The organism is Devosia sediminis, assembly GCF_016411825.1.
GTDB classification, from domain to species: Bacteria; Pseudomonadota; Alphaproteobacteria; order Rhizobiales; family Devosiaceae; genus Devosia; species Devosia sediminis.
In genome coordinates this window covers 14,360-28,821 of sequence record NZ_JAEKMH010000007.1, presented here as the reverse complement: position 1 = coordinate 28,821, position 14,462 = coordinate 14,360, and the positions used below count along the sequence as shown (strand labels likewise).

Annotated in this window: 11 protein-coding genes and 3 pseudogenes; 8 read left to right on the top strand and 6 right to left on the bottom strand. The window is 59.6% G+C overall.

Translation table 11 applies throughout. The features are described 5' to 3' along the window. Positions 1–318: cytochrome d ubiquinol oxidase subunit II (locus JEQ47_RS19965; protein WP_328769743.1), on the bottom strand; the 318-nt coding region annotated here is incomplete at its 3' end. Between the two features lie 34 nt (positions 319–352). Then, positions 353–832, bottom strand: a pseudogene (locus tag JEQ47_RS19960) (aminotransferase class I/II-fold pyridoxal phosphate-dependent enzyme); the annotation flags it as partial. On the opposite strand from JEQ47_RS19960, the gene JEQ47_RS19955 reads away from it, so the two are divergent. Together JEQ47_RS19955 and JEQ47_RS19950 are read left to right on the top strand one after the other, a co-directional pair. After that, entirely contained in the window at positions 827–2,332 is a 1,506-nt protein-coding gene (locus tag JEQ47_RS19955; protein ID WP_442873551.1) for an aminotransferase-like domain-containing protein, read from the top strand. The pseudogene JEQ47_RS19960 and the gene JEQ47_RS19955 sit on opposite strands and share 6 nt — an antisense overlap. Positions 2,333–2,546: 214 nt before the next feature. Continuing rightward, positions 2,547–2,933 carry a DUF983 domain-containing protein gene (locus tag JEQ47_RS19950; RefSeq protein ID WP_198878194.1) on the top strand — a complete coding sequence of 129 codons (387 nt, stop codon included), beginning with the start codon at positions 2,547–2,549 and terminating at the stop codon, positions 2,931–2,933. Positions 2,934–3,306: 373 nt separating this feature from the next. Here the strand turns inward: JEQ47_RS19950 and JEQ47_RS19945 are convergent. Beyond that, positions 3,307–4,161 (bottom strand): annotated as a pseudogene (locus JEQ47_RS19945) (hypothetical protein); the annotation flags it as partial. 1,287 nt (positions 4,162–5,448) lie between these two features. Then, complete coding sequence (locus tag JEQ47_RS19940) at positions 5,449–5,658, bottom strand: hypothetical protein (RefSeq protein WP_126148599.1); 210 nt, start codon at positions 5,656–5,658, stop codon at positions 5,449–5,451. A 359-nt stretch (positions 5,659–6,017) separates the two neighbouring features. Here JEQ47_RS19940 and JEQ47_RS19935 point away from each other — a divergent pair, with 359 nt between their 5' ends. The 6 genes and pseudogenes from JEQ47_RS19935 to JEQ47_RS19910 all read left to right on the top strand — a co-directional run bounded on the left by JEQ47_RS19935 (position 6,018) and on the right by JEQ47_RS19910 (position 12,958). Next, positions 6,018–9,443, top strand: coding sequence for a response regulator (locus JEQ47_RS19935; protein ID WP_198878193.1), 3,426 nt, complete (start codon positions 6,018–6,020; stop codon positions 9,441–9,443). Further along, positions 9,440–10,273, top strand: coding sequence for a CheR family methyltransferase (locus JEQ47_RS19930; RefSeq protein WP_223214058.1), 834 nt, complete (start codon positions 9,440–9,442; stop codon positions 10,271–10,273). Before JEQ47_RS19935 ends, JEQ47_RS19930 begins: the two co-directional genes overlap by 4 nt. Continuing rightward, positions 10,270–10,842 carry a chemotaxis protein CheB gene (locus JEQ47_RS19925; protein ID WP_236021022.1) on the top strand — a complete coding sequence of 191 codons (573 nt, stop codon included), beginning with the start codon at positions 10,270–10,272 and terminating at the stop codon, positions 10,840–10,842. The genes JEQ47_RS19930 and JEQ47_RS19925 overlap by 4 nt, the downstream gene beginning before the upstream one ends. Before the next feature lies 1 nt (position 10,843). Further along, positions 10,844–11,899 carry a sensor histidine kinase gene (locus JEQ47_RS19920; protein ID WP_126148596.1) on the top strand — a complete coding sequence of 352 codons (1,056 nt, stop codon included), beginning with the start codon at positions 10,844–10,846 and terminating at the stop codon, positions 11,897–11,899. 240 nt (positions 11,900–12,139) lie between these two features. Then, positions 12,140–12,556 (top strand): annotated as a pseudogene (locus tag JEQ47_RS19915) (ATP-binding protein); the annotation flags it as partial. An 81-nt stretch (positions 12,557–12,637) separates the two neighbouring features. Then, positions 12,638–12,958: a transposase family protein gene (locus tag JEQ47_RS19910; protein WP_223214056.1), complete on the top strand. Its 321-nt coding sequence runs from the start codon at positions 12,638–12,640 to the stop codon at positions 12,956–12,958. Between the two features lie 77 nt (positions 12,959–13,035). Here JEQ47_RS19910 and JEQ47_RS19905 read toward each other — a convergent pair whose 3' ends face one another. Together JEQ47_RS19905 and JEQ47_RS19900 are read right to left on the bottom strand one after the other, a co-directional pair. Beyond that, positions 13,036–13,341, bottom strand: a complete 306-nt coding sequence (locus JEQ47_RS19905; RefSeq protein ID WP_126148595.1) for a DUF6634 family protein — start codon at positions 13,339–13,341, stop codon at positions 13,036–13,038. Between the two features lie 236 nt (positions 13,342–13,577). Then, positions 13,578–14,462, bottom strand: coding sequence for a YsnF/AvaK domain-containing protein (locus tag JEQ47_RS19900; protein WP_126148594.1), 885 nt, complete (start codon positions 14,460–14,462; stop codon positions 13,578–13,580).

Sequence of the window (14,462 nt, the reverse complement as noted above, 5' to 3'; positions counted from 1 at the left end):
GAGGTGACTTGAGAAAGAAGTGCCCGGTGCAACCCATCGGGCGCTTTGCTGTTTGAATTTAGATTCACGCCAAAGCGACCGTGCCGGATCGTCGGTCAGGATCGTCGCCCCCACCAGCAGGAACAGAAGCGATGAATCCGGCGCTGCCGCTTCTTCGATGGTGAGGCTACCGGGCACGTTATAGGGATAGAAGCTAATACCGAGGCCTACGAAGCTCAGGACCAAGAGGCCAAGTGCCGCCAGGAAGGGTTGGAGATGCTTGTCAGTGGTCAGCCCATGCCAGAGAGCGACGGCGCAGCTGGCGATGAGCAAGGGCACGAGGCCGGAAAAGACGGCGGTCGATCGGCTGTGCCGCAAGCAGCTGTTCTAGGTGCTCAAGGTCGTTGTGACGGAAGATCACCTTTTCAGCGCCCGACCGCCTGATGCCTTCGATCATCGAGTTGTGGATGCCGGCATCTGAGAGGATCAAGCAGCCAGGCAGAATGCAGCCCAAGGTCCCCAGAGCAGCAAGATTTGAGATCCATCCAGACGTGAAGATCAGCGCCGAGGGCTTTCGGTGCAGATCGGCCAGCTCAGCTTCCAGCTCCACGTGCGCCCGGGCGTTACCGGAAATATTTCTTGTCCCGCCTGCGCCGGCACCGCCTCGCAACGCCTCGTTGATGCAGGCCAGAACCTCAGGATGCTGCCCTACGCCAAGATAGTCATTGCTGCACCAGACGGTGACCTCTCGCTCATTGCCGAAGCTATCTATCCAAAGGGCTTGCGGGAAGTGTCCTGGTATGCGCTCAAGCTGGATGAAGTGACGGTAGCTGCCATCGCTCTTGAGATGTCGAGGTGCGCTTGCAGGTTATCGAGATATTCGAACTTGAGGCTCATTGTTCTGCCGGAGCATTGTCAGGATAATGACGTACGTAATATATGTACATTGTATGCAATCAATACGGTAGGAGCGCCTGCGACAATGTGGATACCTAAGGTGGATCGGGACAAAGGCCCGTTGTATCTGGCGATCGCCGATGCGATCGAGTTGGACGTCGTGGAGGGGCGGCTGGCTCCCGGCACCAAGCTGCCTCCACAGCGAGCCCTTGCTCAGGGCTTGGGCCTGGACTTCACAACTGTCACCCGTGCCTATGCCGAGGCTGGTCGCCGAGATCTGGTCGAAGGTCGAGTTGGGCAAGGGACTTTCATCAAGGGCCGCTCACCTCAACAGGCAATTGCATCAGCAGGCTTGGTGGACATGAGCATGAACCTGCCTCCGATCCCGCAGGACGGACGTGTGGCGCAGAGCATGTGGGCTCGAATGGCCAATATGCAGGGACCAGAAGCCACAAGACTCATGCTTCGTTATCAGGAACCCGGCGGGGCTCTCAAGGATCGCGTCGCTGGTGCCACCTGGCTCTCGGGACGCCTTCCCGATGTCGATGTGGGCCGGCTACTCGTTGCTCCGGGAGCTCAGGGGGCTTTGACCGCTGTGGTTGCCACCCTTGCAAAGCGCGGTGACGTGGTGCTGACCGAACCCCTTACGTATCCAGGCTTCATCAGCTTAGCTGGGCATTTTGGGGTTCGACTGTTCCCGATGCAGATGGATGAGAGTGGGCCTGTTCCGGAGGCTCTGGAAGAGGCGATCAGAACGCTGCAGCCGAAGGCAATCTACTGCACACCCACGTTGAACAACCCGACCACCAGGACGTGGTCTGCTGAACGACGTAGTGAAATTGCGGAAGTGGCGGCGATGCATTCGATACCGATCATCGAAGATGACGCGTACGGCGCATTGAAACGCAGCCCACTGCCTACTCTTCTCGAACTCGCGAAGGGGCCGGTGTACCATATCGCCAGTCTTTCGAAGTGCCTCGCGCCGGCACTGAGGGTGGCCTATCTCGTCGCTCCCGATAGGGCTTCTGCGATAAGGGTGATTGGCGCGCTGCGGGGCACCACCGCGATGGCGTCCCCTTTGACCACGGCCCTCGCCACCGACTGGATCTCGAGCGGTCTCGCTTTCGATTTCCTTGACGAGCTTCGTGCCGAGACCAGTCGGAGGCAGATGGCAGTCGCGAAGATTATGCCTACCGGCGTCGTCAATTCGGATCCTGAAGGTTTCCATGTGTGGCTCGATCTGCCGAGCGGCTGGCCTCGCGGCGAATTTGTGGCTCGTCTTCGGAATCTTGGCATTTCGGGGGTTGCAAGCGACGCCTTCGCAATTGTGGAACCTCCTGAAGGAGTGCGGCTGGGTTTGGGCGGAGCGTCGGGTGTCGAGGAGTTGGAGCGCAGCCTGACCGTGGTGGCAGCCTTGATTAAAGACCGGCCAGCGCTCGGTTCGCTGATCGTGTAATACCTTCCATGCAATCTGCGATTGCCGTTGAACTGTATGCATACAATGTGCATATATGCTTCAAGAGGCTCGGGCAGTGCATGTATGCTCCTCTTCGCATTGGTTCTGGATCCTCTTGGGTTGAAAATGGTGCGGCCTGCACATCGCAACTGTTCAGGTTCCGAGGGCTCGGCTTGAAGCGCGGTCGTCGTCCGCGGATTACTGGAGATGTTCGATGAACAAGGTGAACTCAGATGACACAGCCAAACGGGCGTGGCCTGCGATTTGGCGTGGGGTGAAGTGCAAGTGTCCGAACTGTGGCAAGGGGTGGCTCTTTCACCACTACCTGGAGCAGCACGACAACTGCGCCGTCTGCGGCGAGCCGCTTGCCTATTACAAGGCCGGGCTGTTTCTCCCCTTCGTGGTGGTGACATTGGTTATTCACTTGGTGGCATTTTTCATGCTCGACATGGAGCTTCGTGGTGGTGCCAGTCCACTGTTCTATCTTTATGTTCTGGTTCCGCTGACCGTTGTATTCACTGTGGGCATACTGCCTTCGTCCAAGGGAGCGATCTTGGGCCTGATGTGGTCAAAAGGCTGGAGCGACGAGCAAGACCGCTGAACGTCTAATCAGTGTCTGCTAAAGCGCGACATCTGCGAAATGCGGACAGTCTGCTAGCCACTTCCACTAGGCCGTTTGTCCCTGTTGGGCATCAGTACCCACAACATGGCCCTGCTGTCCTTCCGGAAGAGGCGCGAGGATTCAAATATCAATCCATCAGGCCAACGGCAGGTCAGGGAGCGCAAGCGTTGCAAGGAGTGTGCACGGAGTTGGATGGGCCTCACCGAACACTCCCTGGCATCCACCTAAGATGCGGCAGGTGGCTCTCGACATCGACTGGCCCATCGAGCAAACCTAGACGCTTGCAGCGACGAAAGTCTCTGGGAAACAGTGTTATGTGGACGCGGCGATCGCCTCCGCATAGCGAGCCTCATCATGCTGCCTCCCACACCTGGTTCAGAATCCTGGCAGCTATGGCCGCCTTATCTTGTGGGAGAAACCGGCCATAGTGCTGCTGCACCATGGCCGGGGTGTCCTGAATAGCATACGAAGCCTGCTCGTAGCTCCCGGTTTGCTTGAGAATATGGGTCGCGAGCACATCGCGAACGTTGTGCGGCCCATGAGGCAGCAGACCTTTGATGGCGCCGCGTCCCGTCCACGGGTTGTAGATGCCATAGCGCTGGATGGTGAGCCGCCAGGCCTCGTAGAACGTGTTCTGGTTGTAGCTGGCATCGGCGCTGGTGCGCTTGACGGATTTCACGAAGAAGGTGCCCGGGTCGACGGCATCGCCGATAAGGCGAGCTCTATGACGATCGATGTAGGCGTCGATTGCATCGTACAGTCCGGCCAGGTCCGGCAGGACCAATTTGAATGGCTTCGAGCCGAAGAATGATGACGTCGAGTTCTTGAATGCAACGGATGGGATCAGCACCTCCCATCCCCGATCGCGCTCACTCCACCGGAGTTCACCTCTCTTCCTGTCCTCGAGATGTCGCTCGGTCGTTGGCTCCCGGCCCCGGGGGCAGACGAGGAGCTCGCGCAGGTTGCGTTGGCGCAGGCCAGTGTGCATGCCCAGGCGGATGAGAAGGAAGGACCTGACGGCCTCGGCAGCGGGTCTGGGATAACGCTGCTCGTCAGGCATCAGTCGCATGATCTCCTCGGTGATCTTGCGGTACTCGCCCACTGGGCTGTCAGCCTCAAGCACAGGCATAATGGGCTCGAAAGGGTCCCGGTGGATGCGGGCAACACGTTCAATCTCGCGGATGCGATGTCGTGCGTGCTTGTAGAAGGCGTCGCTGCTGCGCGTCAAACAGGATGAGACGGAGCGGTTGGTGTGTGTCGCAGGGAGGGCGTAGCCCGACCGGAGGCACATACCAATCGCTTTGCCCGATTTTGGGGTTTGTGATCGCGGCCGTCCCGCTAGAGTGGTGGTTTTCAGGATTGTGGAACCACCTTTGTGCCGGGGCGCCATGTAACCGATCATCAGATGAGGCTTTTCATGAAGCTCAGACAAAACCACACCACCGAGACGGCGTCAGCCATGGGCCGGAAGGCCAGCGGAATGAGACCGCCTGCCAGCGACGCCCCTGGAAGCTGAGATCGAAGCCTGCTTTCGCTGCTACAAACGGGGCAGGAGGTTGCCGTGCCATGCATCACTTGATCGCATTGCTCCAATAACCGACACCCGGGACCTCGCCGCTCGGCTCTCGTTAAATACTTGCAACCGCTCGATCCCTCGTGGCCGATGCCATTGCCTTGGGCATACGCTGTTCCATCCTGCTGGATGGAAGCGCACTGGGCGGCGATAGGCCCGGCGTCCGATGGAAGAAGATCGAATACAGGAGCTCATACCTCCAGACGCGGCCCGCATATACACCCTACCAACCACCGATGGCGCTCGCTCGACTTGGCGACGACGTTGGCGTTCGACCTCATGATCCTTGCACCGACCGCCAGGAGCCGCGAGCCATGCCCGCACGCGTCATAGCTTCCACGTGGAAGACCGGCGCGTTGCCAACCAGGTTGGACTAGGGCTCGGATGCGACCTAGCCGCGCTTCCACACCGGCATTTCACCTTGGTTGGAGAGCCCCAAAGGATAGCCAATAATCCTCGCTCCCGACGATCTATATATCTGTAGGAATGTCGGTTCCACGTGAGCCGGCCGATCACATGCCCAGCGTCGACATCCCCCCGGACGAACTGTGCATTTTAAGGAAGCGAGCGGAAGAGACAAGGGTGGTTTCACCGTCGCGGACGGCATCGGACAGCGACCAGGTGGCCTCATGTTCCGCTGAGCCGACAACCTGTCGCCTCGCACATGGATTTAGACCATGGCGGACCACGTCGCGCCTGACTGACAGGAGGCGTCGGACATTCGTGCTCGCTAGCGCCGTGGTTCAGAGCGGTTGGCGATTGGACGGAGGCCGCTGCATTCATCAGCACGTTGGCACCCCACGTCCGTCGGAACAGGACCGTGCACATGCCGCGTGCAAACCCGACTTCGACCAAGGTCCGCCCGCTGTGGCCGCGGGACCCAATGGGACGATTTCGACGTTCTGGGTTCTCTCACAAGTTCTAGACTTTGCCGAGCCACCCAGGCCCCAAATTTTCAGTCGCTTGAAGATCAAAGAGGTGAAATTTGTCTCCAGCCGAAGCCGCACGCTTCTGAACGAATACAAGAAGGCCTTGAAATCTTGGGTGATGGCTTTCACCGGCTTCTCCGGTGAAGACGAGAGTAAATTGCGGGTCGCCTGACGATGGCCTGTCTGTCTTGTCGGAAATCATCAACGAGTTTCCTTAAATGGCCGATCGCGATGCCGAATAGGACAGCCCGCTGCTGCTGATAGATAGAGTGTGACGGAATGATTGGTTCCCACATTGCCCCGGCGGCCATGGCGTCACGCATCGCCTTCACGGGCCTCAGCTTCCCAGCGGCCTGTTTGCTCCTGATTGTCGAATCTCCCTTGAGAACAGCCTCCCCAAGACACGCCGCATGGACCGGTCTTCACCCTATGGTATGGCATTGCTCCTGAAGGTGCTTTCCCGGGCGGGATGATCTGCGGATCTATAGAGGCTGCTTGAACCACGAGCGCGGTCTGGGCATATGATCCAATCGCTTACCTTTGCCAACAATGAGAAAAACGATGAATGGCAGCGCCACCCGCGACTTTTCAAGAACTTCGCTTGGTATCGATCCCGGTGTGGCAATGGGGCTTGCCGGGGCGTTGATCTTCTTCATCGCGAGCGGATTTGTCGCGTATACGAATTTCCAAGCCCTTCGCGAAGGCAATCAGCGCATCGTCCAAACGCACGTCGTCATCGTCGCCTTGGACGAGCTCCTGTCACACGTGCAGGACGCGGAAACCGGGCAACGCGGCTATTTGCTAACCGGCACAGATACCTATCTCGCTCCCTACGACTCCGCTCTGCGTGCCATCGGGCCGCAGCTGGACAGGATCGCCAATCTGACCAACCAGAGTTCGGTGCAAGAGGATCGCTTGGAGATCTTGCGGCAGCGTGTCGATGCGAAGCTCGCCGAATTGAACGAAACGATCGAACTGCGTCGGACTGCAGGGATCGAAGCAGCTCTCGCCCTCGTCAATTCCGATCGAGGCATGATCGAGATGGATGCCATTCGAGCCCAGATCAGAGCCATGGCCGACGAGGAAGTGCGCATACGAGGACTGCGGATCGTCGAAATGGAAGACGCGCAGCAGCGGGCCCTGCTCAGCACGCTGTTGTCGGGGGCACTGGGCATTCTGCTCACCATCGTGATCGCATTCATGCTGCGGCGGACCACACTCTTGCGGCGGCGCGATCAATGGCTTCAGGCGGGCCAGGTCGGTCTCGCGACGGCGGCCATGGGCGACCAGTCGATCGACCGGCTCGGTAATGCCATCCTGGATTATTTGGCGGAGTACGTCGGCGCCGTGGCCGGCGCGATCTATGTCAGCGATGGCGATCGTTACAGCAAGGCCTCGGCGTATGGCATACCGGAGGGGGCGCAGGTACCAATGCACTTCAGGACCCGGGAAGGTCTGCTTGGCCAGGCGGCTGCCGAGCAGCGAACGATCGTCGTTGGTGACGTTCCTCAGGGCTACATCGCCTTCGGATCGGCGCTGGGTTCCGAGAAACCAAGATATCTGGCTATCGTCCCCGGCATCGTCGAAGGCGAAGTCAATTCCGTCATCGAGCTCGGCTTCGTGCATTCGATCGACGAGAAGGCCATAGCGCTCCTCGCCCGTGCGTCGGAGGGAATTGCGATCGCGGTTCGGTCCGCGAAGTATCGGGGCGAGCTGCAGAACCTTCTTGAGGAGACCCAGCGGCAGTCCGAGGAATTGCAGACCCAGAGCGAGGAACTGCGGGTCAATAATGAAGAATTGGAGGAACAGGGAAGAGCTCTCAAGGAGTCGCAGGCCCGGTTGGAGCAACAACAGGTCGAGCTCGAACAAACCAACTCGCAATTGGAGGAACAAGCGCAGCAACTGGAAGCCCAGCGCGACGATCTCGAACGCGCGAATTCCGCGGTTCTGCACAAGGCACGCGAGGTGGAGCAGGCAAGTCAATACAAGTCGGACTTCCTGGCGAACATGTCTCACGAGTTGCGGACACCGCTCAACTCTTCGCTCATCCTTGCCCGTCTCCTCGCCGACAATCCGCAGGACAACCTGACCACCGAACAGGTCAAATATGCCAAGACGATCGAAGCGTCTGGTAACGACCTCCTCAACCTGATCAACGATATCCTCGATCTCTCCAAGATCGAAGCGGGGCACGTCGAGATGCATCCGGAGATCGTGCCGGTGGAGCGCTTGGCGCAGGGTATGCGCCAGCTCTTCCAGCCCTTGGCATCGGAGAAGAAGCTCGATTTTCGGGTCGACGTAGCTGCAGACTGCCCGCCCACCGTCGCGACAGATCCCCAGCGTCTCGAGCAGGTATTGAAAAACCTACTCTCCAATGCAATCAAGTTCACCGAGACGGGCGCCGTCGCCATGACGGTTACGCCATCGAGCAGCGGAGAAATCTCGTTCGCCGTAACTGATACTGGGATTGGAATTGCCCCTGATCAGCAGCGCAGCGTCTTCGAGGCCTTCCACCAGGCCGACAGTACGATAAGCCGCCGCTATGGGGGCACGGGACTCGGTCTGTCGATCTCTCGCCAGTTGGTGCGTCTTCTCGGCGGTGTGTTGGAGCTCCAGAGCGAAGTGGGCAAAGGCAGCACGTTCACCGTCACCATCCCCTCGAAATACGACGCCGCAGCGGTCCAGCCGCACGATGCCCTGCCGGTCTCGATGGCCGCGATGCCCGCATCCTCTCCTCAAGAGTCCGTCCCTGCAATTCATCGGAAGATCGAGGACGACAGGGATGCGTTGGCAGGGGGGCACCGAGTGCTACTCGTCGTCGAGGACGACGATTCCTTCGCCGGAATCATGCGCGATCTTTCGCGGCAGGCCGGCTTCAAGTCGCTGGTGGCCGGCACCGCAGAGGAGGCCCTGTCCTTGGCGCAAGAATTTCTGCCCAATGCCATCGTGCTCGACGTCGGTCTTCCCGACCAGTCGGGGCTGGCGGTTCTTGACCGCTTGAAACGCGACGTCAGGACCCGCCACATCCCTATCCACGTCGTGTCCGCCAGCGATCACACGGATACTGCCTACTCGCTCGGCGCCGTTGGCTACGCCATCAAACCCGTCAACCGCGATCAGTTGATGGACGTGCTGCACCGCCTCGAAGAGCGTCTCGATCAAGGCGTGCGCAGGGTATTGATCGTCGAGGACGATCCGGTCCAGCGCGATGCCATCGTCACGCTGTTGGCATCGCGTGCCGTCGAGACGGTGACAGCGAGCACCGCCGCGCAATGTCTGGAGCTGCTGAAGCAGCAGACATTCGATTGCATGGTGCTGGATCTCACCCTGCCAGACGGATCGGGCCATTCGCTCCTGGAAACGCTCAGCCAGGGCACGTCCTACGCTTTCCCGCCAGTGATCGTCTACACCGCCCGCGACCTTTCCGCGGACGAGGAGCAGCGGCTGCGGCAGTACTCGAAATCGATCATCATCAAGGGCGCCAAGTCGCCTGAACGCCTACTCGACGAAGTGAGCCTCTTCCTGCACCAGGTGGTGTCCGAACTTCCCGACGAACAGCAGAAGATGATCCGCAGAGCGCGCAATCGAGACGCGCTTCTCGAGGGCCGTCGCATCCTCGTGGTCGAGGACGATGTGCGCAACGTGTATGCGCTGACCAATATCCTCGAGCCTCGTGGTGCGGTCGTCGAGATCGCACGCAATGGCCAGGAAGCCTTGGATCGCCTCGCCAAGGCGGCGGAAGAATCGGACACCGCCATCGATCTGGTCCTCATGGACGTCATGATGCCGGTAATGGACGGCCTCACCGCCACGAGGGAGATCCGGAAGAACCCCGTCTGGAAGAAACTGCCCATCCTCGCTCTGACGGCGAAGGCAATGCCCGACGACCAACAGCGATGCATCGATGCCGGCGCGAACGACTACATGGCAAAGCCCCTCGATGTCGAGAAGCTGCTCTCCCTCGTCCGCGTGTGGATGCCCAAGTGACGGAGCTGCCCGAGAAGGTCGAGGACATAGAAATCAGACTGCTGCTGGAAGCCTTGTTTCTCCGGTACCACTATGATTTCCGAAATTATGCCATGGCTTCGATAAAGCGGCGCCTGCGGCAGGCGCGGGAACAACTCGGCTTCTCGACATTTTCTGCCATGCAGGAGAGCATCTTGCGGGACGCAGACATGCTGCCCCAACTGCTCCGGTTCATGACCGTTCAGGTCAGTGAGATGTTCCGCGATCCGAGCTATTTCCGCGCGCTGCGCGAGCGCGTCGTTCCGCACCTGAAGACCTATCCTTCGCTGAAGGTTTGGGTTGCAGGGTGCAGCACTGGAGAAGAACTCTATTCTCTGGTGATCCTTTTCCGAGAAGAAGGACTGGAAGAGCGCACCCTGTTCTATGCCACCGATATCAATCACGACGCGCTGGAAACCGCTCAAGCCGGTATCTATCCGATGGAACGAATACCATTGTTCACCCAGAACCACCGGCAATCCGGCGGGAAATCCTCGCTCTCGGATTATTATCAGGCCGCTTACGGGCGCGCGTCGTTGGACAAGACGTTGCGCAAGAACGTCGTGTTCTCCGATCACAGTCTGGTCACGGACTCTGTCTTCGCCGAGATGCACCTGATCTCATGCCGGAACGTCCTCATCTATTTCGACAAGGCACTGCAGGATAGGGCGCTCGGGCTGTTCGAGGACTCCTTGGCCCGCCGCGGCTTCCTAGGCCTTGGATCGAAGGAGAGCCTTCGGTTCTCGAGTCACGCCTCTGCGTTCGCCGACTTCGTGCGTGAGGAGAAGATCTACCAGCGGAGCAGCGAATGATGCGCCCGGGACCTCAAATCGTTGTCATCGGCGCCTCGGCAGGCGCCGTCGACGCGCTCGGCGCGATACTGCCTTCCATCCCCGAGGATTCCGGATTGTCGATCCTTGTCGTGGTGCACGTTCCTCCCGACAAGCGCAGCGTCATGGCTGAACTGTTCAGGGCCAAATGTCGTCTCATGGTGGTTGAGGCCGAGGACAAGATGCCTATAGAGCCAGGCGTGGTCTATTTCGCGCCCCCGGACTATCATCTCCAGGTCGAAGCCGATAAGACACTCTCGCTTTCGGGAGACGAACCAGTCCTGTATTCGCGCCCATCGATCGACGTCCTGTTCGAGAGCGCAGCGGAGGCTCTTGGGCCGCTACTGATTGGGTTGATCCTGACTGGAGCCAATCAGGATGGCGCCAACGGAATGGCCGCCATTGTTGGAGCAGGAGGAATCGGCATCGTCCAAGACCCTCGAACCGCCTTTGCACCGGCGATGCCGGAGGCCGCAATCGCGGCATGTCCACAAGTCCGAGTCTTGGCCCTGGCCGAAATCTCGACCTTCCTGCGAGAGGTTGAAGTCTGATATGGAGCCAGTACCGTTTCTCCTGGTCGACGATCTCGAAGAAAATCTCCTCTCCCTCGACGCACTGCTGCGTCAGGACGAGCTGCTCCTGCTCAAAGCCCGGTCGGGCGACGAAGCGCTTGAAATACTGCTCCAGAACGATGTCGCTCTGGCGCTCGTCGATGTGCAGATGCCCGGCCTCGATGGATTCGAGTTGGCCGAACTCATGCGCGGAAACGAGCGGACCCGCCGAATCCCGATCATCTTCGTGACTGCGGGCGCGGCCGACGTACAGCGGCGGTTCCGCGGGTATGAAGCCGGCGCGGTCGACTTCATCCAGAAGCCAATCGAAGCGAGCGTTTTGCGCAGCAAGGTCGCAGTCTTCTTCGAACTGTATCGACAACGTCAGCAATTGACCTCGCAAAGAGATGAACTGGCGGTGCATGCGGAGGCGCTGAAGGAAGCCACGCAGCACAAGGACGTCATGCTGCGTGAGATCAATCACCGGATAAAGAACCTGTTCAGCCTCACTGGCGGTCTGATTTCTCTCAGCGCCCGGTCCGCGAACAGCGTGGCAGAGCTGGAATCCGATCTGCGGTCCCGCCTGCATGCGCTTGCTGTCGCCCATGAACTGACCTTGCCCGACCCTTCGACGGACAGCCAGGGCGAGACCGGCACCTCGGTGATGTCATTGCTGCAGGCCTTGACGGCTCCGCATCAGCAGGCCCAAGGGGCAGTCATCGAGATCACCGGCGTGGACGCACCGCTGAAAGGCGCAGGACTAACGTCGTTGGCTCTGCTGCTCTACGAACTGATCACCAACGCCGTCAAATACGGTGCGCTGTCTACCCCGCAAGGTCATCTCGCGATCGAGCTCGCCTTGGCCGGTGAGAAGCTCCGCGTGAACTGGATCGAGCGCGGGGCGCCATGCCGGGAGGACCGAGCGGAGCGCGAAGGCTTTGGATCGACGCTGGAGAAAGCAGCGCTCCGGGGCATCGACGGCCAGATCTCCAAAGAATGGCGCCCGGAGGGGCTGAGCCTGCAACTCGAAATGCCCTTGACCAGCCTGGGGGGCTGAAGCGAAGGATCGACCTCGCCGCCTGGACCTGTCGGCACGCAAACGGTCAGGTCTCGACAAATCCGCTCGATGACCCAGGATTCGTGATGGCCGCCATTGTCGATCGTCGTTTGATGCCATCGTCAGCGAGGATGTATAGCATTGTTCGCCGTTGGATGCTGCCGCGGAGCTCACGTCCCCGTGTAAGGCATTCGGAAGCTTAGACCGCCGCAGTTTTGGGCGGCCAAAACGACGGTGGATCAAGCTCGTGTCTTCTCGACCGTCGAGTTGGTCAACGCGCTCGAGCAGGAGAAAATGCAAGGAAAGGCTGGTCAGATTGCCGGGCGCCTCGCTTATGCCGATCTCGTCATTCTCGACGAGCTGGGATACCTGCCGTTCAGTGCTTCAGGTGGCGCCTTGCTCTTCCACCTGCTCAGCAGGCTCTACGAGCATACCAGCGTCGTCATCACCACCAATCTCAGCTTTAGCGAATGGGCCAGCGTCTTCGGTGACGCCAAGATGACCACGGCGCTGCTCGACCGGCTCACTCATCACTGCCACATCCTTGAGACCGGAAACGACAGCTTCCGCTTCAAGAACAGCTCTGCTCATCCCCCGCCGAAACCAAAGGAGAAACCTAGACCCTTGACCGCAACAACCGACCCGAAAGAAAACTAAAAGGCGGGTCACTTCTCGGCTCTGACTCACATTTGCTGCTGTTCGGCCAAGGTTCGCGCTGGTTCGTAGGAGGATCAGCAGATGCAGCATGGTTTTCAGCGCGCGAGCCTTGCGCCGAGTGGTTTTGCAGTAGATGCGGTGCAGGTCTTGGCGGACAGGGTGCAAATCCTGCTTCGATCTCGCCGATCGTGGGGAGACTGCCCTGCCTGCGGAGGCCGTAGTCGGCGTGTGCAAAGTCGCTATAGGCGACGGCCAGCAGATTTGCCGCTCGGTGGACGACGGGTAGAGCTTTCGATCCTGACGCGTCGGTTTTGGTGTGATGGTGTTCTTTGCGGCCGTCGCATTTTTTGCGAACGTTTCGATGACAGCGTCTTGGGTCGGTATATGCCAGAACGATCTTAACCGTTCATCTTCATCCATCACACTTCGTAGCCGATGTTGTCTGGACTACATCGGCTAAGAAGACCGGATTTAATTGCTCAAGGCTGCGGATCGCCAAGCCTGTACCAGCGCGACAACGTCCTGGCATATCCGGCGATAGGGTCGAGATAATACACTCCAGAGGTGACAACCGGCCCCGGCCTCACGCTCGGATGGCCTTCCACAAACCCCATCAATGCGGGCTCGGCGCGCCGGCCCAGGCGCCAATCGTTCAACACCGGGGCGGCAGAGATGTCCCGGATGGATGGCGCCTCCAACTCCTCGATGAGTCGGAGGTCACGGGAAAGAGCGTGGATGCGTTCCGCGATCTCGCGGACTTGAGGATTCTCGAACGTGAGCAGCACGACGACGTCTCCTAAGTAGGGGAAGTGGACGTCGTGCGGACGAGCGGCACGCGGGATCAGGCTTGGGGACTCGCATATGGATGCGCAGGCCGAGTAATTCAAGTGGATCGGGTTCCACTCGAAAGGGATATCGGGTTCAGACGGCTCGCAGCTTCGCCATTCGATGCTGGGAACGGGCGGCAGGCAACATTTGCCGGAAGCCTGGCGGCGCCCCGTCGGGGCGCCGCTGCGAATATTTAGATGCGGTTGCGCGACTGATCGATGTCGACCGAGCGATCGTCTTCGATCTCGACTTCCGTCTTACGAACTGTATCGCTGACGGTCTCGGTGCGATCAGTGCCTTCCTTGCGAAGGGATATCTCCTCGACCACACGAGCTTCCTTGGCGATCACCGCCTCTTCGGCATGCTGTTCCGCCTCGATAACGCGATCCGTGAAAGCATTGTCGGTGGCACCAAGCGGACGGTCGACGGATCGACGCTCGATGGTGACGTTTTCGTTGTGCAGATTGACGTCGGCGCTGACCGGTTCCTCACGCACATAAGACCGCACGCGAACTCGGCCCAGATTGACGTCGCGCTTGCCCACGACAAGGCGTTCGTCGACGACTGGAATGGCCTCGCTGCCGCCCTCTTCAAGCGTGCGTGACGATGCCTGTGCGGTGTTGGAGCCGCCATAGGTGCCGCTGATCCCGCCGGCAGAGGCGCTTTCGGTCGTGTAAGAAGACACCGCATCAGCCGAATAGCCGGACCAGCCTTCGCTACGCCAGCTTTCCTCGCGCTCGTCGAGATCGATCGAACCTTCATCATCGAGGATATCGAGGGCGACATCGTGCTGACTGGCCGCGAGATTGTCGACAACGACGAGATACCCGCCGCGCGACAGGCCTTCGGCATAGGAGTAGCGATCTTCGTCGGGGAAGAAGAAATCGGCGAGCGCGGCAAAGAAGCCCTGATGGTGCTGCGACCGGTCTTGGACCGGGGTGTCGCTCTCATAGCCTGGCACAATGCGGGCGGTGGTAATGCCAGCCTGGTTCAGGCGATCGACGGCGCGCGAGGCTTCGGATTCGCTGTCGAACAGCGCCGACAGGGTTCGGTTGTCAACACTCGAGATTTGGCTCAT

Excerpts from the sequence above, each read along its gene's own strand:
- JEQ47_RS19955 (WP_442873551.1), top strand. The coding sequence starts at position 827 with ATGTCGAGGTGCGCTTGCAGGTTATCGAGATATTCGAACTTGAGGCTC.
- JEQ47_RS19950 (WP_198878194.1), top strand. The coding sequence starts at position 2,547 with ATGAACAAGGTGAACTCAGATGACACAGCCAAACGGGCGTGGCCTGCG.
- JEQ47_RS19940 (WP_126148599.1), bottom strand. The coding sequence starts at position 5,658 with ATGATTTCCGACAAGACAGACAGGCCATCGTCAGGCGACCCGCAATTT.
- JEQ47_RS19935 (WP_198878193.1), top strand. The coding sequence starts at position 6,018 with ATGAATGGCAGCGCCACCCGCGACTTTTCAAGAACTTCGCTTGGTATC.
- JEQ47_RS19925 (WP_236021022.1), top strand. The coding sequence starts at position 10,270 with ATGATGCGCCCGGGACCTCAAATCGTTGTCATCGGCGCCTCGGCAGGC.
- JEQ47_RS19920 (WP_126148596.1), top strand. The coding sequence starts at position 10,844 with ATGGAGCCAGTACCGTTTCTCCTGGTCGACGATCTCGAAGAAAATCTC.
- JEQ47_RS19910 (WP_223214056.1), top strand. The coding sequence starts at position 12,638 with ATGCAGCATGGTTTTCAGCGCGCGAGCCTTGCGCCGAGTGGTTTTGCA.
- JEQ47_RS19900 (WP_126148594.1), bottom strand. The coding sequence starts at position 14,462 with ATGAGCCAAATCTCGAGTGTTGACAACCGAACCCTGTCGGCGCTGTTC.